The sequence below is a fragment of the Paenibacillus sp. PvR133 genome (assembly GCF_017833155.1).
Taxonomy (GTDB): Bacteria; Bacillota; Bacilli; order Paenibacillales; family Paenibacillaceae; genus Paenibacillus; species Paenibacillus polymyxa_B.
Genome location: NZ_JAFIBS010000001.1, coordinates 1,529,468 through 1,550,607, shown reverse-complemented (window position 1 = coordinate 1,550,607; position 21,140 = coordinate 1,529,468). Strand labels below are relative to the sequence as shown.

The window sequence follows — 21,140 nt, the reverse complement described above, 5'->3', positions numbered from 1 at the left end:
AGTATTACTCCAAAAGAAAATCCTGTCAATGGCTTTACTCACATTTGAATAGAAAAAAACAAAAAAACCTGCTCAGCTCAGCGAGCAGGTTTTGGAGCAGCATTATAATGTTTTAATATATCATTAAACCCTTGTTAAAAGAATGTCTATGATCTTCTCGCAATTAAATCTTGTTGAATAGAAGCTTCATTCTTTTCGAATTTTTTATAAAAAAACATAGGAATGATTCCGATCAAGAAGACGATAAATGGCAGCCAGATAAAGCTAAACTGAATGCCGGACAACGCCGTAGGGGTTTGAACTTTCCCAGCGATATAACCGGTGCTGCCCATGATCCATGCTGGCAATAATCCGCCGATTCCGCTACCCGCTTTAATACAGAATGCGCTTCCAATCGAGGTCAGGAAACCACTTGCCCGAATACCATTTTTCCATTCCCCATAATCGACTGTATCTGACAACATCGCAAACGGCATAGAACATGCAAAGCCTGATCCTAACGCACCAATAATCCAGCCGATAATAATGAGGGTTAAGTCTGTACTTCCCATTAAAATCACGACTTGACCCAGCGCAGCTAATATCAATCCGATAATCATAATCGCATTTTTACTTAATTTTCTGGCGAAAAACGGAATCAGAACCATCGAGATCAACTGCAAGGAGGTCAGTCCATTGATTAAAGGTACTAAGTCCTTACTGTCCAGATTGTACTGCAGATAAAAGATTAGCGTTGCTGAACGAATATTCAAACCAATCCAGTAACACAAGTTGGCAGCTACAACGAGCATCCAGGGCCAGTTTCGTTTGATGGCTGTAAAGCTTTTAGCAATGGGAACGGATTTCGTTTTCACTGCTGCATTTTCTCGCAAATCGGCAAACGCTATGAAAAACATAATAATCGCCATGATTCCAAATAAAACGAGCGTTAAGGAAAATCCTTTTTGATCATTTCCCTGTCCAAAGAAAGCGACCAAAGGTAACGTAAACGTCGTGGCGATGAAGAAACCCACATTCCCCCCGACCATGCGGAAGGAGTTCAAGACTACGCGTTCATTAGAATTGGTGCTCAGATTAGGCAGAATAGACGTAATCGGCGTACTGATTCCGGTATAAAGGATACCTGCTATGATATACGTAATGGCGGCATATGCAATTTTGCCCGACTCACTCCAATTGGGTGTCGTAAACGTAAGGACCATGAACACAGCGAACGGAATAGCTAACCATAGAAAATAGGGTCTGCTCTGGCCGTATTTCGACTTGGTTCGGTCAATCAGGATGCCCCAAATCGGGGCATCAATGGCATCGATAAAACGGGTGATAAATAGTAATGTCCCGGCAATCCCGATAGAAAGACCGAATACATCTGTATAAAAATATAATAGATAACTGGAAATGACACAGTATAGTAGATTGCCTGCTGTATCCGTTAATGAATAGCTGATTTTACGATGAAAAGGAACGGTACTTGCTGCCTTTTCCGGTGATTCCGTACTCACAATTCTCGTACTCATGATCTTTCCTCTCCCCATGCGAATGAATTATGATTCATAAACCCATACACGCATTTCCCCTTTAGCCCGATTGCACCAGGCGTAGTAAGGAATGGCGGTAATTTGTTGAGGAACAAATTCAGGAGGCTCCGAGCTATATAATGCGTTCGAATTTTTTACCCTGTATCCCTCTATAGTCAACTTTACAATGCCACCCAGCAGGTTTTCGCTAAACTCTTCCGTAATGAGGCTATCCTTCGTCAATCTTAATCCTGCCAAATTCGCTCCATTATCCACTTCTTCCAGACAGAACACGACTGGGCCGCGTTGGAGAGCAATTTGCTGCTGGTTCATGGAGACAAGTGGATTGCTCCGAATGCGCTCAACTGGCATAGCCAAATGCAGAGTTACCACATCTCCGTCCTTCCAAGTACGCTGAATCTCGATATAGCCATTTTCCAGATGGTCTAATGACATAGCTTCCCCATTCACCTTCACCTCTGCCTGCTTGCACCAACCCGGAATCCGTAGTGCCCATTTGAAGGAAGTCGGCTCTGTTACGTGGATCGAAAAGGTTAGATCCGCGTCCCATGGATAATGATGAGTTTGTGTAATTTCAACCTCATGACCAGATAAAGTCATGTTCACCTTGCTGGCAATGTACAGATGCGTATACAACGTATCGTCCGTTTGGGTATACATATTGTCCTCAACTGATGCAATCATTCGTGCCAAATTGGGCGGACAGCAGGCGCAGAAAAACCATTTTTGCCGTTCTGTTTTTACATGCTCCTGATCTTTTCTGGATTTTTGAAAAGGATTAACCTCCAACGGATTCACGTAGAAAAATCGTTTCCCGTCCAGGTCCATCCCACTAATCGTCCCGTTGTATAGCGCACGCTCCAGAACATCGGCGTATTTCCGGTCTGGCGCTAAGCGCAGCATACGATTGGCCCAAAAGGCCAGCCCTACAGAGGCGCAGGTCTCACAGTACATGCTGTCATTGGGAAGATCGTGATGGCAAGTGAACGCTTCCGCGTTTACAGTAGAACCGATCCCTGCGGTGATGTACATTTTATGATTCGTTACATCATCCCACAGCGTTTCACAGGCTTGTAACAGGGAAGCATCCCCTGTTTTCGCGGCCAAGTCCGCCATCGCAATATACAGATACACCGCTCTCACCGCATGGCCGACTGCCTCTTTTTGTTCCCGCACAGGTTGGTGTGCTTGCTGGTATTCGAAGCCTAAGCCAAAATTAATGTTGTTATCATCATTCCAGGTGGGCTCTGTTTGAATATGTTTTCTCTTTTCTTGTTCCTCTGCAAAGTAAATAGGATGCTGTCCCCGCTGTTCAATAAAATATTGCGCTAATTTGAGATATTGATCCTTTGCAGTTACGTCGTATAATTTGATCAAGGCCAGCTCAATTTCTTCATGTCCCGGGTAGCCTTTCCGTTTCCCTTCTTCCGTACCAAAAATCTGCTGAATCAGGTCTACGTATTTCTCCATAATGTGAAGAAACTTCGTTTTTCCCGTCGTTTCATAATAAGCAACAGCCGCTTCTATAAAATGCCCTGCACAATACAGCTCATGATTATCTCTTAGGTTCGTCCAGCGATTATTGGGTTCCTTCAGCAGATAGTACGTATTCAGATACCCATCCTCAGCTTGAGCTCTTCCCAACAATTCAATTACTTCATCAGCCCGCTCTTCAAGCGCAGGATTCGGATGATCCCTTAAGCTAAAGGCAACTGTCTCCAGCCATTTGGCAATGTCACTGTCCTGGAAAACGGTTCCATAATACTCCCCACTGGATTCCCCGGCTGCAATCCTAAAGTTTTCAATCGCATGACTGGGTTCTGTATCTGGTAATTCATCATTTAATGCTTTCCACTGATAAGGAATAACCTCTTCCGCCACAACCTGCTTATACTTTTTCCAAAATAAATCATCAATGATGACATGCTTAACTGGCTTTGCCGTTTTCATTGGATAAACATCCCTTCCTGGAAATAGAACGCTTTCATTTTTGAAAAAATAAGGATAAAGTAATGATAATATCGTACAAGCTAACCTGAGCTCCCCTTGCTACGTCCTTATTTTATCAACCTGAATTTATAAAAAAAATCGCGATCTTTAACTAAAACTTATACGATTTCACACACAAAGGAGCTGGCTTCCATGAGCAAAACAGACTTTCTATCATTCCTTGTCCCTCCGCTGCCTTATTTCATTGAGGGGAATTTTACTACATATCAAAAAGGGGATTGGCACCCGAATAGGTATAATCTGGGTTATTTTGACGTAATAATCATTAAAGAAGGATTGCTGCACATTGGCGAAGAGGACGAAGTGTGGAAGGTAACTGAAAATTACGCTCTCATTCTTGAACCGGATAAACATCATTTTCCCATTGAGGCATGTACAGAACAAACCTCCTTTTACTGGTTCCATTTTCAAACCAATAGCATGTGGTGCGCACAATCCTCGCCCAATCCTATTATACCCAGCACCCCCATTCCCGAGCTGCATTTTCATTCAGAACATACGACCATTCATTTGCCCAAAATTCAAAAAGTGGTGAATCCGCATGAGCTATTTTCGAAATTAGACTATTTACTAGCCTCTACTTTAAAACCTAGAAAGCTGGCACTATGGGAGGCCCAACAGACGTTTGTGAATGTTTTTCAGAGTTTGGAGTATGATCAGAATAATAAAGACAGCTCCTCTAAGTTGGCGGAACAGATCGAAATATACCTAAAACAGAATTACAAAAATACAATCACTAATAAGGATTTGGAGACCCATTTTCACGTACATCAGAACTATCTCGCCAGATGTATGAAGGTCGCCTTCCAGCGCACACCGCTTGAGTATTTAATGGATTATCGCCTGGATCAAGGACGCAGTCTTTTGCTGCAAACTGACTGGTCTGTCCAACAAATTACCGAGGAAACAGGATTCTCCCAAGCAAGCTATTTCTCCAAATGCTTTAAAGAAAAGTTCGGAATGTCTCCAAAGAATTACAGACAACAATACTGGAAGCCAGTCCATTGAATGCTTACACCGCCTTTACATTCCTTTTACATTTTCATTGTATCCTTTTGATATTCTCGCTTTATACTGAGTCGGTTATATCATTTTTACTTCGGAAAAGGGGCATACATATGAAGTCAACTAAACTCGCATTATTAGCCATTTTAACAGGGATTCTGGTATCACCAGAACTGACCCATGCGGCAGACATTCAGCCATCCGGGTATGCACCACTACGAGCACAGGCAGATAAAATGGGGGCGACAATTACATGGGACAGTGATGACCAGTCTGTTTTGGTCAAACTGAAAAATGGCATTGTCGGGACCTTTACAGTGGGTAAGAAGCAATATCGTCTAGCTGGACTAACCGGAAAAGCGGACCGGGAAATTAAAATAGTGAATGGAAATGTATATCTTCCTACAAAACTTCTTACAGCGCTTGAAGCAGAGAACAGCAAATATGCAGATCCTAAGGACGCAGTTCCCACCTATAAAGTAATCCCCTCTGCCGAAACAGAAGCTGTGGAGGATGGAGAAGACGCAGCCGACGACCCTGCAATCTGGCTCAACCCGGTCGATCCGGAGAAAAGTAGAATTTTAGCAACCAATAAAGGCGGCGGGATTTTAGTCTATGATCTGGAAGGCAAGCAACTGCAAAACATGAAGGTCGGAAAAATGAATAACGTGGATCTTCGTTACGGTTTCACGTTGGGCGGCAAAAAAATTGATATCGCAGGGGCAACCAATCGAACCAACAACACGATCGATATCTTTGCCATTGACGGTGCATCAGGAAAGCTGACCAACGTGGTTGGCAAACCCATTAAAGCATCTATGAAAGAAGTGTACGGATTCAGCTTATACCATAGCCTCAAGACAGATAAATTTTACGCGCTCGTGTTGGGCAAAGAGGGTGAATTTGAACAATATGAGCTGACTGATGACGGAAGTGGCAAAATTGCAGGTAAGCTTGTCCGCCAGTTCAAGCTGAATACGCAATCCGAAGGCATGGTTGCTGATGATGAATATGGTACGATCTACATCGCTGAAGAGGATTACGCCATTTGGAAGTATAGTGCCGAGCCAGACGGTTCATCCGAGCCGCTGCGACGTGTTGATATTGCAGATGGGCGTAGACTCCACGATGACATAGAAGGACTTACATTGTATTACGGTAAAGATGGCAAGGGGTATCTCATGGCCTCCAGTCAAGGAAACAGTAGCTATGCGTTCTATGAACGACAAGGCGACAATGCATATATAAGCAACTTTACAATCAGCGCGAGCCCTACCGTTGACGGTACGTCTGTCACAGACGGTATTGATGTTCTTGGCTACGGATTAGGCAAGAATTTCCCTCATGGTATCTTCGTTGCACAAGATGACGAAAATCTTCAAAACGGCAAAAAGTTAAATCAGAACTTTAAAATGGTGCCTTGGGAGCGAATCGCTACGGGAGCCCCTACTCCGCTAACGATAGACGATGGCATCAACCCGCGTGAATTGGTAAACAGAAGCACGCAGTAATGCCCTTCGGGGAAATCAACTCAACATTCCGACTCTATTCATAGAAAAAAAGGGGTGTTCCAAAAGCCATAAAACGGCTTCTTGGGACACCCCTTGTTGCTTTTAAGCAGGAAAAGGTTTAAGATCCAGCACTAGCACATTTACCGAGTTGGCCGGTAAGTCTAAGAGGACAGAATCGGTATGAAGCGTAATCTGTTGTTCGGTAGGCACTACCTTCTCGTCATTCTTCTTGTTCACGTTAGGTACATGAACAAGCGAGGAATCGCCGGTTAGTGTAACCAGCTTAGCGATGGACTCAACACTCAAATCTTGTAGATTCAGCTGTATTACCTTATCTACGTTGTCAGCATTCACCAGCTTCACGTATACATGCTCAGCATCTTGGGTTACCGAGTTGAACACGTCTCTGTTGTAAGCCTCCAGCTTGTAGTCCAGCACTTTGCTGGTCGTCTCGCCGTCGGTGTATGAGCAAATCAGATTACTGCCCGTTTCACCGCCGTAGTTCACTGTTATGGTGTAGTCCGTGTTGTCAGCCAACTCTTCATAGCTAGCTGCTCTCAAGTTACCTGCCGCTGTACTGGAAGAGTAGTCACCCAATGTGTAGCCTTCTATGCCTTGCTTGTAAACCTTCACGCCGGTAGCCTTGCCGCCATAACCGATCGCGTATTCGACAACGTCCTTTTTCTCCGCAGAAATATCCGTGAGACCCGCACCCACATAAAAACCGTCCGTGCCGGAAATACGGGAAGCGACCACCTCTACCTTGTAATTGCTCCAGCTGTCGTTCAAGATGTACAGACCATTCAAACCGCTATCCTGAGCTTTGAGGACAAGCCCCTTGCCTTCCTCCACTGTAGAGCCCACGGAACCGGGAATGACCTGCCAGGCCGAATTCAATTCCTGGGTAAAGTCTTGATCCAGCAAAACACTGCCGTCCTGGTTGGAAGTAACAGTCACACGCTTAATCATAACTTCGGCGTTGCCTGTCGCGATTTCAATTCCACCCTGAGGAATGAGATCCGTTGGCTTGCCGTTTTTGTAAGTAGAGAAAGAAGTGCTCAATACTTTATTCCCCAAATATTTAGCATACATTTGCTGTACATAGTAGTTAGGCGTAAACCACACCGTTTCGTCATCGAACCAGATGCAGTCTGGTGTCCATCTGTAGGTTCCATCTGTCAGCACCTTGTTAAACAGCGGTGCATAGGCAGCTAGCCGAACGACATCGGCATTATTTTCGAAGCCCGTCATCACCGCTGCCTCTGCTACAGCGCCTGCTAAAGTATTTTTATCCGTTGATGCGTACTCCCCGACAAAAACCTTTGATGTTGCTTTCCAATTTATACTGCCGTCCACGTTATAAGCTCTGTAGTAGTAGTTATAGCGGTCCACGTTATTCAGCAGGTACTCGTTAGAACGATAGTAGTGCTCGTCTGCAATGGTATCCATATAGTCCTTTTGCTTCTCATACCAGGTTACCGTTTCTTCCGTCACCTGGTCACCATCTGCAAAAGCAACCTTAGCCGAACCGGTCATATTACCGCTTAAGAACTTCCAGCCCTGTTGATATGCATCGTCGTCTGCTTGAGCGCCAACCGTGGAGATGATATGCAGCTCATAACCCGGATAGTTTTTCTCCATATACTCATCAATCGACGTCTTGAACACTTCAAAGTTGGCAAAGAACTCTGTGCCCCAGTTCTCGTTACCCACACCCAAATAACGCAGATCGAACGGAGCTTCATGGCCCATTTTTTTACGCATAGCAGCCCATTCATTATGTTCAAAATCCACACTGATCGCAAAGTCGATCAGATCTGTAAAGTTCTTAATATAGTATTCTCTTAATGCGCCTCCAGCCGGATGAGCGTAATCGGAACGGGCTTGGCAGAGAACGCCACAGGCCATAACCGGAAGCGGAGCTGCATTCAGGTCTTCTGCCAACTGGAAATACTCCATATAACCAAGGCCCATGGTCATCATATAGCCCCATACATTAAAGTTTTCCTTGCGCAGCTCGATATCCCCAATCGATTCCTTCCAATCGTATACGTTTTCCCATATAAACGAACCCTCGGAAATACAACCACCTGGAAACCGCAAAAACTTCGGATGCATGCCAACCAGTGCGTTCACCAAATCTTTTCTCAGTCGGTAGTTAGGATTTCCCTGGAAGTTAGCATGTGCCGATGGGGATTGCGCTTCCTCTCCTGCACCCCATACATCTTGTGGGAATAAAGAAACCATATCAACCGAAATGTCCCCTTCAAATGTAAGCGCCAGCTGCCCGAGAACCGTAGCTGAGCCTGTCAGCACAAGTTTGGAATCGATGCCGTACTTCTTCCACGTGTTGCCACCTTCCACCTGTATCGTAACCGAATCACTAATAGCCTTTTCATTCGAGTCTTGCAGTTGCAGTGTGATTGCGCCAGCTGAATCGGCCTTCGCCCAGATGGTAAACTCATACTTGGCACCCTCTTGGATGGACATGGCACAATTCTGGTTAGAATCGGTAAAGCCCTTGTTCCGAATCGTTGCACCATCCGCTACCGTCACATAATAAGAGTTCACTTCTTTGTCTTTTGCGCCTAAAAACTCATTTAATCCACCGCTATGTTGTGGAGTCATCTTGTCCGTATCACCAGACCAGGCAAACAACGGGTTGCGGTTCCGTCCTGTAGAGCAGCCGCATTCACCGGAAGCATGGGAATACGTATCAAACTCGAAAGATTCAAAGGAGCGATTCTGAACGAGTTCTGCATAAATCCCGCCATCTGCCGCGTTATTGATATCTTCATAGAACAAGCCGTACATCACTTCGCTGACATCCAGTACTTCCTTATTTCCATGAATGGTCAGCGTGTACGGAGGCAGCTGTTCAGGAAGAACGGACACTTCAAAGCTTTCTTCAATCTGGCTTAAGCCCTTCGTTAATAAAGCTGTGACGGTAACCCCTTGTGCGGAGGTAATCGCCTGCACCTGCCCATTGTCAGAGAGTATACTAGGTTGGCTGGATTTCCAGGTCACTTCTACTCTACCGCCCATCAGAACGGTTGGCAGAGATAAGTCCTTGGTCACAATCGTCGTTGGAAAGGACAAATATTTATCTCTAGCAAGCTTCACGATCTCTTCATCTGTCAACGAATCGCACATGACCTCAATGACTTCATCTGCCGACAAGCCTGCTTTATAAATTCTAAAGTCTGAAACGGAGCCGGCAAAGTCTACATCCGCCGCATGCTGGGAGCGACCGATAAAATTGTTGCTGTAGTTGGACGAGTCTGTAAACGTTTCGAACCATTTACGCAGCTTGGCATAGTTACCGCTGGAAGTTTGGCTGATGGAACCATCCGCTACCACTTCACCATTGACATATATCACCGGACCGGCACTACTTAATGTGCCGCCTTCCGTGCCGATCACAGACAGGGCTATGTGCATCCACTCATCCCTGACAAAGCCTCTTCCCGGGTCTACGGACAAATCCGCCTCGGTGAAAAGGGTTCCGCGCAGATTCCGTGTCATGAACATATAGGGTCCTGTATGGGCTTTACCAAAGTCAAAGACACGTTCCCACATATCTGTGAATCTGCCGAAGTTGACCCACGCAGTAACCGTCACACCGGTGTTATCGCTTACATCTTTGAATAGATCGGAAGGAAGCTGGATATACGATGTACCGTTGGGGCCACCCTCAAGCGTCAAAGCTGCTCTACCGGTAGCATGGGAAATCGTAGGTGTTACTGTGCCTGAAGCAACCCCATCGTTACCTTGCCCTGAGCTATCTTTGCCGACGTTCTTTGCATCATCAAACTTGTAACGCGCAATGATTTGATCTTGGAATTTGGTCATCTTCGTTGCTCCTATACCTATAGTTTATTAATGTAATAACTAATTAGTTAATATAAATACATACTATATAGCTATAGTACCTTATCCTGAGTACCTTTTTCAATCCAATAAATCGGATTTATGAAGAAAATACTTGAACGAACTACATAAAAAAGCAGCCATCACAGAAGATACTCTGCGATAACTGCCTTTTGGCTTACAGGATTACTTGACCCAGTCGGAACTTTTCTGAAATAAAGAAGTTTGACCGTAGCTATGTTATCCGTTCAATTTTTGTCCACAATTCGGACAGAAGTTAGCTCCTTCGTTTTTTGTACCGCAATTCGGACAAAAATTGGGCTTATTACCGTCTTCAGATGGAGAGGGCGCAGCAGGTGTAGGCTGAGTCTCAGCCGAAGGCTTTGGGTTCGGGTTCAAATTTTTCATCATTTCATTTGCTATATTCATCCCCATCATCATACTCGCCATATCTGAAGCAGCACCGCCGCCTTTTACATTACCCGATGCAATCCCGTCCGTCATCGTCACTTGTTGGTACTTTTGCAGATTACCGATCATTTCATGAGAGGCTGTCTTCGTGATCATATCTTGGATTTCTTGAGGATAATTGAAGCTCATCACATGAAAGCCAGTAATCGTCATACCGTTGTCCATCACTTGCATATCCAGATCTTCTTGAATACCTTTTGAAATGTCAGAAGCATTCGCCTGCAGATTGAACATGTCCTTTCCTTCTCTGCTAATCCACTTCATCAATAACTGATCCAACACCGAAGTAATCCTTATTTTCACATCCTCAACTAGATAACTGTCCTTCACTCCGGCAATCTTATCGATGAGCGTAACATAATCGTTCACTTTAAAATTAAATGTGCCATTGGCACGAATCGGCATACCGCCTGGCAGCTGAGGGGTCGGGATCAGCACTGGATTCTGCGTCCCCCATTTAACCGTAAACTCCTTCGTATTAACGAATAAGACCTCTACCCTCATACCACTGTTAAAAGCAAATTTAAACCCTTTTAATGTGGATAGAAATGGAATAATGTCAGGGTCCATGTTATACGACCCTTCATTCTCGAAAATACCCTCTATTTTGCCGTTATTTACAAAAATCGCATCTTGACCGGAGCGGATGATTAATTTACTGCCTTTTTTAATTTCACGGTTGCTCCACTTCCAGAAAATCATATCATCTCTAAATTCTTCCCATTCTACAACATTTGCAAATTGATTTCTGAAGAACCCCATACTGTATCCATCCTTTCAGTTTAGGATTTTGCAAAATTCGATTCCAGTCGCTCCAAAGTGCAATATATAGACGAACTAGACCATTTCGATCTATATATTGTTCATTGAAAGTCGCTTATTGGATTTTTACAAAATCCTCAGTTAAAATGATCCTCTGCTGCCGCTATGCGAATGACCGCCGCTGGTAGTTCCGCCACCACCGCCTGAGCTGCTGCTACTGCTGCTCTTTTCAATCTTCCGTTTCGTTGTCGTTGTGTGAAGATACTGATCTCGATGCTCCAGAACTCCTGAAGCGTTCGCATCCTCGTAGGTCTGCCGATTTACCGTAACCCGACCGCCAGAATTGGAAACCATCTTGCCCACGATCAACGCCGCCAATCCCAGGGCAACCGCCAAATGAAGCCATCCTTTAAAAAATATACTGTCTGGATTCACCCCTGGACGGATGGCCAAATATTTGTGCGCACTCAGAATATACTTTTGAAATGCAAGCCCATAGTTGCCGTTCGTCAGGTCCGGGCTAATCTCATGGCGTATTTTAGTAAGCCTGTCATCATCCAGATACCGTTCTGCCTTATAAAATCCGGCCAAGTACACCTCTCTATTTCTCATATCCATCGTTAAAATGACCGCGTTCCCATGAGATCTGTCATACCCAGGGCCATGGTCATCATAAAAGTCCTGCGTCATTTTCATAACATCCATATTGTCGGGATTGAGAGTAGTATAAATAATAATGTCCGTTTCTCTTTCCGCTCCGTATTGATTAGCCATAGCGTTCAACACATCATACTCTTCCTGATTGAGCAGACCCGCTTCATCATAAATCAATGGCTTCATTTCTGTCGTTGCTGGTTCGCCCTTCATTTCCATAGGAACTGCCAGAAAAGCAGCAAAGAACAACAAGAAGGCTATAATCGCTCTATGCTTTTTCAATAGAATTCCCCTCCCATCATCAGCCAAGTGATTAACCTTAATGAGAAGAGAGTAATGCCGAAAATGCCTGCAAACCAAGCTGTCACTTTGAACTTGCTAATCGGAGGCTTACCGACTACCTTGCCCGTCTGTCCGTTCATAGCAAACGTATGCTCCAATTGATTATAGTCATAGTGTATGACCCACACCGGAAGCAGGACATAATCCGCTTGTTTTAATGTAGTATCAATTTGCTTTTCCGTATAACTCACGGCCGTATACTCTGACACTGTAGAATGAATATAAGCATCAATATATTCCTTCACTTTCTCTTTAACTCGCGGGAAAAGCTCTTCTTCGTTATAACTGTACTTCTCCGCAATATAACCCGCTAGATATGGCGTTTTAAAGGGTTTTAGCTGATCGTATGGAAAAGGCTCCAATTTATCCATCAGCTCGTCGTTCATTTTCTCCGCAGCATCAATCGGAACCTTTACATAATTCAAACGGATTTTCCGATATACATCAAAATGCTTCGTTTCCGTATATTCGTAGTCTCCGCTCGTATAGGTTCTCACTTGGGTACCTTCACCTTGAACCTCAATTTTATTATGTAATTCATATAACCAGAAGGGCACATACATCCCGGTTATTCCCTTGATTCGGTCTGCTATCATGAACCGGTTCGGCGTCAGACGGCCATTCTTGCACCATTTTTTGAAAGCAGCTATGGCTTCTTCCTTACTGATTGAAAAAGGAATAACCTGCGCTGGAGCCAGCTTCCCAGTCAGTCGATCCCCGAGAACCACGGCAGAACCACAAAAGCTGCACACCGTTGCACTCGTCTCCACTTCGGTCATAATCACTGCTCCGCAGTTATTACAATGATACTCATGGGCCTCATCTTCTGAAAAAATACGATTTATCAGAGGATCAGGAATAGATTCGATATTGTCCTCTCTTCCGCAACTATGACAGGATAACATCCCTGTCTCACCGTCAAAGACCATGCCGCTGCCGCAGTTTGGGCATTTGTATTCGATAACCGGCATCTGCTCACCTCTTCATGTAGATACTGTTATAATTCCTTATGGTTGCTTTTTTCTTTGATCGCAGCCAGTTCATCCTCTGCATTCGTACTCTTCTCGTATTGTGCAAATAAAGCATCCAGGTCGTCCTTCGTTCCTGCCCGAAGCTCGGCTATAGCCATCGCTTCATCATACGCTCTGTTCACCTGTTCTTCCATAACTTCGAAAGCAGAATTCTTGCTGCCCATAGAGTTCAAGGTTTGCTGCGCTTTGGCAATCGCCATCTTCCCTTTAAGTTCAGCGCGCCGTGCTTCTAGTTGCCCCATATCGGACACCAACTTCTCCTGCATTTGTTTCATATTTACGGCGTTTGTCGAAGCTAAATCATAGGACGTTTGTAATTGTTCCAATTTCTCCGCCTGCAAACCTTTTCTCTCCAGAAACTTTCGAGCTTCCTCTTCATTACCAGCTTCCACAGACTTACTGGCATAATGCTGGAGCTTTTTGATTTCGGCTTTGCATTCATCCAGTGCTCTTTTTGCCCTTCTCTCATCAGCCAACACTGAGGCCGTCTCCGCTTTCACCTTGCCTAGATCACTGTTTAAATTCCGCATATAATCGTCAATGGTTCTCTCCGGGTCTCCCACCTTATCCACTAAGGCGTTAACATTCATTTTCATAATATCCCTAAACCTCGACAAAATTCCCATGATGACCTCCTTCGAAAGGACTACATTCCACCATATCATACATCAAATCCGGTAAAAAATGTTCATCATAGCTCTATATACTGGCCCACTGATCACTTTCGGATGTGTGTTCGTTTTATTATAAAAGCAAAGGGTCCAAAAACCCGCGACAGATTTTTGAACCCTTCTATTTATTGTTCCTGATTATAGTTCTTCATAGGACTTGGGGTCCTGACCCCATATCCGCCCATCCTCACTGCTAAATGCCGAAATCACGTTCATTTCCTCTGTAGACAACTCAAAATCAAAAATATCCAAATTCTCCGTCTGGTGTTTTAAAGAAGAGGCCTTAGGGATCGGGATCGCTCCAAGTTGGATATGCCAACGTAAAATCGCTTGTGTAGTCGTTTTACCATGAGCAGCAGCAATTTCCCCAATCTTTTCATTCTCCAGTATGCTGTGACCACGCCCCAAGGGGCTCCACGATTCGGTCACGATGCCCTGTTCAGCATCTTTTGCACGCTGGTGCTCCTGATTAAACAATGGATGCAATTCAACTTGATTGATGCTCGGGGCGACACCTGTTTCCCGAATTAAACGTTCATTATGCTCGGGCAGAAAATTGCAGACCCCGATGGAACGAATATAGCCCCTTTTCTTCGCCTCAATCAACGCCTGCCAGGCTTCAACATATCGATCAATTTGGGGATTCGGCCAATGGATCAGATAAAGATCATAATAGTCCAGACCTCCTCTATATAATGACTCTTCGATCGTTACAATGGCTTCTTGGTAAGCATGTCGGCGACCCGGTAGTTTGGAGCAAATCAACAATTCTTCTCTGGGCACAGAGCTCTGCCGGACCGCTTTCCCGACAGCACCCTCATTTTCATAGTTGAACGCTGTGTCGATCAGACGGTAACCTGCATCAATTGCGCCGGTAATCGCCTGTACTCCATCTGCACCCTTAAATCCAACAGTCCCAAATCCAATGACGGGCACTTTAGTGCCATCATTCAATACCTTCTCCGGAATTTGGTGGTTCATATTAACAGCCTCCTTTACTATTCTCATATACCTTAACACCTCTTTAATCCTCAGGCAAAATATAGAAATTCATTTCGTTCCCTATATATGTATATACCCACTAGCTTGTAAATTCTCTACCAAGTTCTCTGTGTGCTAAATCAAAAAGCGCCTGATCCCCATTGAAATCATACTTGAAGTCAAAGGAGTCAGGCACTTGTATACCACTACCAGATCATATATTCCACTTCATGCTTGATGGCTTGGTTGTCCAACACAAAGTTGAAGTGTCTGTGTTTTTATTTCAAGCCTTTCCATACCCAGTTCTCTACCTCTGGCAAATCAATACCCTCTTCGCGAATGAATTGATGATGTTTCTTAACCGTAGCATCCATTTCATCCACAATGTTGGTGTACTTCTCAGCGTTAGGTAAGTTGAGGACAGCTTCCTTCACTAAGTCAAAACGATCCATTTGATTCAATACACGCATATCAAATGGTGTCGTAATATCGCCATTCTCACGGTAACCATGTACATGCAAGTTATGGTTGTGACGATCAAAGAACAGATCTTTGATCAGACCTTCGTAACCATGGAAAGCGAAAACAACTGGCTTGTCTTTTGTGAAAAAATGATCAAACTCGGCGTCGGATAATCCACGCGGGTCTAGTTTTTGACTTCTCAGTTTCAGCAAATCTACCACGTTGATGTACCGAATCTTCAAGTCAGGCAGTTTTTCATGCAAAATGGAAATCGCAGCTAAACTTTCAATAGTTGGCTCTGTACCAGCAGAAGCAATGACAAGGTCAGGTTCTCCACCTTGATCTGTACTTGCCCAATCAATAATCTTCAACCCTTTGTCCACCAATTCTTTCGCTTCATCAGCACTAAACCATTGTGGACGTGGGTGTTTAGACGAAACAATCAAATTGATCTTTTGACGGTCATTTAAAATGGTGTCGAAAACAGCCAACAATGAATTGGCATCCGCTGGCAGATACTCCCGAATAAATTCTGGTTTTTTATCAGCCAAATGACCTAACAAGCCTGGATCTTGGTGTGTATACCCATTATGATCCTGTTGGAACACTGTTGAGGTTGCTACGACATTCAATGATGGGATATCTGCACGCCATCCTTGATCCGTTGCTTTACGCAGCCACTTAAAGTGTTGGGTGATCATCGAGTCAACCACACGCAGGAAGGCTTCGTAACTTGCAAAGAAACCATGACGACCTGTTAATACATAACCTTCCAGCAATCCTTCAGCTTGGTGTTCGGATAATTGAGAATCAATTACGCGGCCATAGGATGATAAGAATTCATCATTAGGTTCAATAATTTGGTCCATCCATTGGCGTTTGGTTACTTCAAAAACAGGAGCCAAGCGGTTAGACATCGTTTCATCCGGTCCGAAGATTCTGAAATTACGATTTTCTTCATTTAAAAGAACCACATCTTTAACGTATTTCCCTAAAACCGACATATCTTGCGCAATCACTTTACCAGGTACGGAATTATCCAGCGCATAGTTACGGAAATCCGGTAATTTCAAGTCTTTAATGAGGTTACCCGCATTCGCAACAGGGTTCATTCCCATACGTTTATCGCCTGTAGGCAGAATTTCAGCAAGCTCAGAGTTTAAACGACCGTTTTCGTCGAACAATTCCTCTGGTCTATAGCTATTCAGCCATTCTAACAAAGCAGGTGCGTGTTGCATATTCTTTTGATCAACCGGAATTGGAACCTGATGGGCACGGAATGAATTTTCATTCGGCACGTTGTCCCATTCCTTCGGACCTGTCCAGCCTTTAGGTGAACGAAATACAATCATCGGCCACGCCGGACGAGTAAGGTCATTATTTTCACGTGCATTCTTTTGAATAGCTTCAATCTTCTCGATGGCCGTATCCAATACTTTCGCCATTTCTGGATGCATGTGATCCGGATTTTCACCTTCAACAAAGAACGGCTCCCAACCCAAACCTTTAAAGTAGGAGGTCAATTCTTCTTTCGATTGACGAGACATAATCGTTGGGTTACTAATCTTAAAGCCATTCAAGTGCAAGATTGGTAGCACTGCGCCATCTGTGATGGGATTGATAAATCTGTTAGAAAACCACGAAGCGGCTAATGGGCCCGTTTCAGCTTCGCCATCACCAATAACAACAGCCGAAATCAGATCAGGATTATCCAGAATGGCACCTACACCATGAGAAAGGGAGTAGCCTAATTCTCCACCTTCATGGATAGATCCAGGTGTTTCAGGAGCAGCATGTGAAGCAATACCGCCAGGGAAAGAGAATTGTTTGAACAATTTCTTCATACCTGGGATATCTTGCGTAATTTGCGGATAGATTTCAGTGTAGCTTCCATCCAGATAAGAATTTGAAACCATAACCTGGCCGCCGTGACCAGGACCTTCAATGTAAAGCATGCTCAAATCATATTTATTAATAACACGATTTAGATGTGCATAAATAAAGTTTTGACCTGGAATTGTGCCCCAGTGTCCAATAGGCTTAACCTTCACATCTGAATCTTTTAAAGGCTCTCTTAACAAAGGATTATCTTTTAAATAAAGCTGACCTACCGAAATGTAGTTCGTTGCACGCCAATATGCATCAAGTTTTTCCAAATATGTTTTAGATGAATAATCTGCTAACACGGGTGATAACGACATGGTGTCCACTCCCTAAGTAGTTTTGTTTGTAATTTATTTCCGGAAATTTCATCTACATGTCCATCATAACGCTACGCCAATTTAATTCAACCTTTTTCACAAGTGATACGGTCCAATTTTGTGAAATTTTGAACATACTATGAAATATAAATTAAAAAGACAGTAAAAAAGCTCTTACATTAAAATATATAGAAGTATAAACCAATAAAATTTGTAATAAACGAGGTAATTGCAGGCTTCAATCCTTTTTTCAAAACCATAAAAAAAAGACCGGAGAATTCTCCAGTCTTATCATTAGTGAACCGATACAAAGGTATTAAATTTCAAATATTTGTAATGAAATCGCATATGAGAAAACTCAAATGGCGTACCGTTATCTAAAAAGAACACACCTTCCATAATACCTACAGGCTCATTTTCATTTAAATGTAGCAGCTTTTGATCATTCTCTTGAGACGGTTCTGCAAAAATGGATAAAAAAGATTTGGTGACGGCCAAGTTCCGCGAGTCTTCCAAATAATTAAAAATGGACCCCTCGATAATTGTCTGATTTAAATTCTGGACAATTTTAATGGGGATATAGCCCGTTTCAATCATAAAAGGATCATCATCAAACAGACGTAAGCGAACAATTTTGTAAACAAAATCATGAGTCTCCAAGAACAAATCGCGCTGTAACTCTTCTGTTGGCGGAATGACCTCAAAACTCAATACTTTGATCTTAGGCTTTTTACCATGCATTTGAAAATTATCAGTGACCCCTAGATTAGAGCCTTCGTAGTTAAAGATAGATTCATTTCTTATGTATAATGGATTAATAAATGTCCCGGAACCTTGTTTTTTGAAAATAATTCCGACATTCTCCATTTTAGTCAGAGCACGTTTAATTGAACTACGACTAACCTGGTAAGTCTCACTAAGACTACGTTCATCTGGCAATCTCATATCCGCAAACTTTCCCGCAAAGATTTTCATCTTGAGATCGTCAATAATTTGCTTATAGACAAATTGTGTCATATAGTACTCCTCTTTCAGGTCTTCTATAACTCTATATAGTTTACCATAACTTGCCCATTTCATCTCATGTTTGTTTCTGTTTGCTGAGCGGGCTTTCAGCGGATAGGAAGCGCCGTCGCTTTTACTTTACATCTCTATGCATAATACCATGATTACACATATATAACACCACTGAACGTACCTGCAAAACAGCAGAAAATACAGAACCCCCACCTTAGCATCAGTAATAAGACCAAGCCTGTTTCGAACCTTGAGGGATGTTTGACTAGACCAGGCTACAATCCTTGAATACATTGTTATTATTCATCTTGTTCAAACGTTTTCTAATAAGAATGGTGGGGGGGAGATCATATTGGCTATCCGCTACAGCGTCATCATTCCAACCTATAATCGAGCCCAGCAATTGTTGCTCACACTCGCTTCATTTGAGACACAAACCTATCCAAAGCAACTATTCGAAGTCATTGTAGCTGATGACGGTTCTACAGACGGAACGAAAGAAATGGTTGAAGGCTTCAAAGCATCCTATCCTCTTATCTATGTGTCACATCAGGAACAACGCGGTCGATCTGCCGTTCGAAATTTGGGACTGCGCCGTGCAAAAGGGCTATACATCATCTTCTGCGACGCTGACTTTGTAGTATTACCGGAATTCATTAGGATCGTGAGCCGTTATCACCGTAAATATCCCAAGTCCGTGCTCTCAGGCATTCCTCACTCATGGGACGATGCTTTTACCCATTATTACCCTGACTTTTCTCCTGAAGAAAAAGAACAATGTCGCAACATACTTACGCAGTCCAACTTATGGAATGCTGACTATGAAGCAGCGAACGAAATTACTCCGATCATAACGCCTGAAGATATCCTTCATCAAACGGGTGCACTGTCTAAAGTAGTTAGTCCCACAAGAGTCCCCCCCAATACGCAGAAACAATTTGCCACAACGGATGTCGCTCCCTGGATGCTGCTGGTTACTCGTTGTGTAGCCATCAGACGCAGCCACTTGATTCGTATTGGAGGTTTCAATGAACGGTTTGTGCTGTATGGACTCGAAGACTGGGACCTTGGCTATAGATTGCATCGCTTGAAGATCCCTTTTTATTGCATCAAAGGGGTCGTCGGATATCATCAGGAACATCCAACCTATCTCAGAGGTAACGTTTTAAATACAGAAAATCTGAGAATCATGTATGAAACTTACGGATTCAATGACTCCTCGTTAAATTTATTTGCCCTTATCCCTCCATCCGAGGATTTTGAGACCTACAAAAATACGTTGCGGGTATTGCGCAGGGGATTCCGCTCTAGGTTAACACGCTCATCAGCACTGTTATTAAGAAGAACATTACGCATTGCAGCCAAACAGTTCTACGATCAAAGCCATACTCATGCATACAAAAAATCATTACACTTGATAAAAAAGAAAGCAGAGAACCGGAAAAGTCGAGTCGCTCACGTGTTACGAGAAATGCTGGTGAAGTCTGAAAAGCTGGTGGAGTAGCAAGAGGCCGGAAGGGCACGAGACAGATAGGTTGAAGCGAGATTCTGCCCAAGATAAAAAGACTCTTCCATATGAGAGCAGGCCAAACTCGGCAAGCTGTCTTATGGAAGAGTCGTATGCAACTTTTTCTTACTTTTGTTTTTCCGTTAATGTTCTCACTTCAATAGGATGCAGATTCGCCTCAATTTGAGCCCGCTGCGGTTCATACCACTCTGGCAGCATTAATTTCTGCCCCAAAGATTCAGCAGGTTCATTATTAGCAAATCCCGGTGGATCTGTAGCAATTTCAAATAGTATGCCGCCCGCTTCTCTGAAATATATCGCATTAAAATATTGGCGGTCTATGATTGGAGTCGGCTGATAGCCATAATGCTGGACTGTGCTTCTCCATTCTTCATGTTGTTCGAAATCTTTTGCACGCCATGCAATGTGATGTACCGTGCCTGCTCCACCAAAGCCTAGACCCATTTTGGCGAGCGGAACATCTACGATGTTGCCGATTTCTCCTACGGACTGATAACGGGCATATTCGGCGTCTTCAGCGATTTTCGTAAATCCGAGTATGCTCTCCAATGCATCCATCGTTCTCTGTGGATTGACGCTAAATAGCACAGCACCTCCAAACCCCTTAATTGCTTTATCAGCCGAAATGCCACCGTAAGACCAAGTACTATTCGCTCCCGCTTCACGTTCAACAAGCTCAAGTCGTAAGCCCTCATTATCCTCGAATTGAAGATATTGTTCAGAAAAACGGCTCGTTTTCGTAACTTGAATATCAAAGCTTTCCAAACGATGTTGCCAAAAATCAAGTGAACCTGGGGGTACCACATACGAGGTTATGCCCACCTGGCCTCCTCCGATTCGTCCTTTGGGAGTTCCTGGTGCAGGGAAAAATGTAATGATCGTTCCAGGACTTCCTGCCTCGTTACCAAAGTACAAGTGGTAAACCTCAGGAGCATCGAAGTTGATTGTTTTCTTCACTAACCGAAGCCCCAGGACGCCGGCATAGAAGTCGACATTTTCCTGCGGATTACCGGCAAAAGCTGTAATATGATGGATACCTGTAGTTTGCAGTGACATATGAAACCCTCCTTTAATCGTAGGAACCTT

At 43.7% G+C, this 21,140-nt stretch carries 14 protein-coding genes; 3 read left to right on the top strand and 11 right to left on the bottom strand.

Going from position 1 to position 21,140, the window contains the following annotated elements:
* Positions 1–146: 146 nt before the first annotated feature.
* Together JOE49_RS06905 and JOE49_RS06900 are read right to left on the bottom strand one after the other, a co-directional pair.
* Entirely contained in the window at positions 147–1,517 is a 1,371-nt protein-coding gene (locus JOE49_RS06905; protein ID WP_023986522.1) for a glycoside-pentoside-hexuronide (GPH):cation symporter, read from the bottom strand.
* A gap of 27 nt (positions 1,518–1,544) precedes the next feature.
* On the bottom strand, positions 1,545–3,488 hold the full coding sequence (locus JOE49_RS06900; RefSeq protein ID WP_053324394.1) for a glycoside hydrolase family 127 protein: 1,944 nt from the start codon (positions 3,486–3,488) through the stop codon (positions 1,545–1,547).
* Positions 3,489–3,680: 192 nt separating this feature from the next.
* Between JOE49_RS06900 and JOE49_RS06895 the strand changes: the two genes are divergently transcribed.
* On the top strand, positions 3,681–4,556 hold the full coding sequence (locus JOE49_RS06895) for a helix-turn-helix transcriptional regulator (RefSeq protein WP_023986520.1): 876 nt from the start codon (positions 3,681–3,683) through the stop codon (positions 4,554–4,556).
* 110 nt (positions 4,557–4,666) lie between these two features.
* Entirely contained in the window at positions 4,667–6,064 is a 1,398-nt protein-coding gene (locus tag JOE49_RS06890) for a phytase (RefSeq protein ID WP_209940780.1), read from the top strand.
* Positions 6,065–6,166: 102 nt separating this feature from the next.
* Here JOE49_RS06890 and JOE49_RS06885 read toward each other — a convergent pair whose 3' ends face one another.
* From JOE49_RS06885 to JOE49_RS06850, 8 genes are all read right to left on the bottom strand, one after another.
* Positions 6,167–9,916, bottom strand: coding sequence for an alpha-L-arabinofuranosidase C-terminal domain-containing protein (locus tag JOE49_RS06885; RefSeq protein WP_209940779.1), 3,750 nt, complete (start codon positions 9,914–9,916; stop codon positions 6,167–6,169).
* A gap of 258 nt (positions 9,917–10,174) precedes the next feature.
* Entirely contained in the window at positions 10,175–11,167 is a 993-nt protein-coding gene (locus tag JOE49_RS06880) for an SPFH domain-containing protein (RefSeq protein ID WP_209940778.1), read from the bottom strand.
* Between the two features lie 141 nt (positions 11,168–11,308).
* Entirely contained in the window at positions 11,309–12,103 is a 795-nt protein-coding gene (locus JOE49_RS06875) for a TPM domain-containing protein (RefSeq protein WP_209940777.1), read from the bottom strand.
* A complete protein-coding gene (locus JOE49_RS06870) occupies positions 12,100–13,134 on the bottom strand; it encodes a TFIIB-type zinc ribbon-containing protein (RefSeq protein WP_025718829.1) in 1,035 nt (344 codons plus the stop codon). The genes JOE49_RS06875 and JOE49_RS06870 overlap by 4 nt, the downstream gene beginning before the upstream one ends.
* A gap of 26 nt (positions 13,135–13,160) precedes the next feature.
* On the bottom strand, positions 13,161–13,820 hold the full coding sequence (locus JOE49_RS06865) for a PspA/IM30 family protein (protein WP_209940776.1): 660 nt from the start codon (positions 13,818–13,820) through the stop codon (positions 13,161–13,163).
* Between the two features lie 183 nt (positions 13,821–14,003).
* Positions 14,004–14,846 carry an aldo/keto reductase gene (locus JOE49_RS06860; RefSeq protein WP_209940775.1) on the bottom strand — a complete coding sequence of 281 codons (843 nt, stop codon included), beginning with the start codon at positions 14,844–14,846 and terminating at the stop codon, positions 14,004–14,006.
* 278 nt (positions 14,847–15,124) lie between these two features.
* Positions 15,125–17,509: a phosphoketolase family protein gene (locus JOE49_RS06855; protein WP_209940774.1), complete on the bottom strand. Its 2,385-nt coding sequence runs from the start codon at positions 17,507–17,509 to the stop codon at positions 15,125–15,127.
* 294 nt (positions 17,510–17,803) lie between these two features.
* Positions 17,804–18,526, bottom strand: a complete 723-nt coding sequence (locus JOE49_RS06850; protein ID WP_023986502.1) for a GntR family transcriptional regulator — start codon at positions 18,524–18,526, stop codon at positions 17,804–17,806.
* Positions 18,527–18,878: 352 nt separating this feature from the next.
* Between JOE49_RS06850 and JOE49_RS06845 the strand changes: the two genes are divergently transcribed.
* On the top strand, positions 18,879–20,030 hold the full coding sequence (locus JOE49_RS06845; protein ID WP_209940773.1) for a glycosyltransferase: 1,152 nt from the start codon (positions 18,879–18,881) through the stop codon (positions 20,028–20,030).
* 129 nt (positions 20,031–20,159) lie between these two features.
* Here the strand turns inward: JOE49_RS06845 and JOE49_RS06840 are convergent, their stop codons facing one another.
* Entirely contained in the window at positions 20,160–21,110 is a 951-nt protein-coding gene (locus tag JOE49_RS06840) for a ring-cleaving dioxygenase (RefSeq protein WP_209940772.1), read from the bottom strand.
* Between the last annotated feature and the right edge of the window lie 30 nt (positions 21,111–21,140).

What these genes read in the sequence shown, in the direction of transcription:
- JOE49_RS06905 (WP_023986522.1), bottom strand. Translation starts at nt 1,517, where the DNA reads ATGAGTACGAGAATTGTGAGTACGGAATCACCGGAAAAGGCAGCAAGT.
- JOE49_RS06900 (WP_053324394.1), bottom strand. Translation starts at nt 3,488, where the DNA reads ATGAAAACGGCAAAGCCAGTTAAGCATGTCATCATTGATGATTTATTT.
- JOE49_RS06895 (WP_023986520.1), top strand. Translation starts at nt 3,681, where the DNA reads ATGAGCAAAACAGACTTTCTATCATTCCTTGTCCCTCCGCTGCCTTAT.
- JOE49_RS06890 (WP_209940780.1), top strand. Translation starts at nt 4,667, where the DNA reads ATGAAGTCAACTAAACTCGCATTATTAGCCATTTTAACAGGGATTCTG.
- JOE49_RS06885 (WP_209940779.1), bottom strand. Translation starts at nt 9,916, where the DNA reads ATGACCAAATTCCAAGATCAAATCATTGCGCGTTACAAGTTTGATGAT.
- JOE49_RS06880 (WP_209940778.1), bottom strand. Translation starts at nt 11,167, where the DNA reads ATGGGGTTCTTCAGAAATCAATTTGCAAATGTTGTAGAATGGGAAGAA.
- JOE49_RS06870 (WP_025718829.1), bottom strand. Translation starts at nt 13,134, where the DNA reads ATGCCGGTTATCGAATACAAATGCCCAAACTGCGGCAGCGGCATGGTC.
- JOE49_RS06865 (WP_209940776.1), bottom strand. Translation starts at nt 13,820, where the DNA reads ATGGGAATTTTGTCGAGGTTTAGGGATATTATGAAAATGAATGTTAAC.
- JOE49_RS06860 (WP_209940775.1), bottom strand. Translation starts at nt 14,846, where the DNA reads ATGAACCACCAAATTCCGGAGAAGGTATTGAATGATGGCACTAAAGTG.
- JOE49_RS06855 (WP_209940774.1), bottom strand. Translation starts at nt 17,509, where the DNA reads ATGTCGTTATCACCCGTGTTAGCAGATTATTCATCTAAAACATATTTG.
- JOE49_RS06850 (WP_023986502.1), bottom strand. Translation starts at nt 18,526, where the DNA reads ATGACACAATTTGTCTATAAGCAAATTATTGACGATCTCAAGATGAAA.
- JOE49_RS06840 (WP_209940772.1), bottom strand. Translation starts at nt 21,110, where the DNA reads ATGTCACTGCAAACTACAGGTATCCATCATATTACAGCTTTTGCCGGT.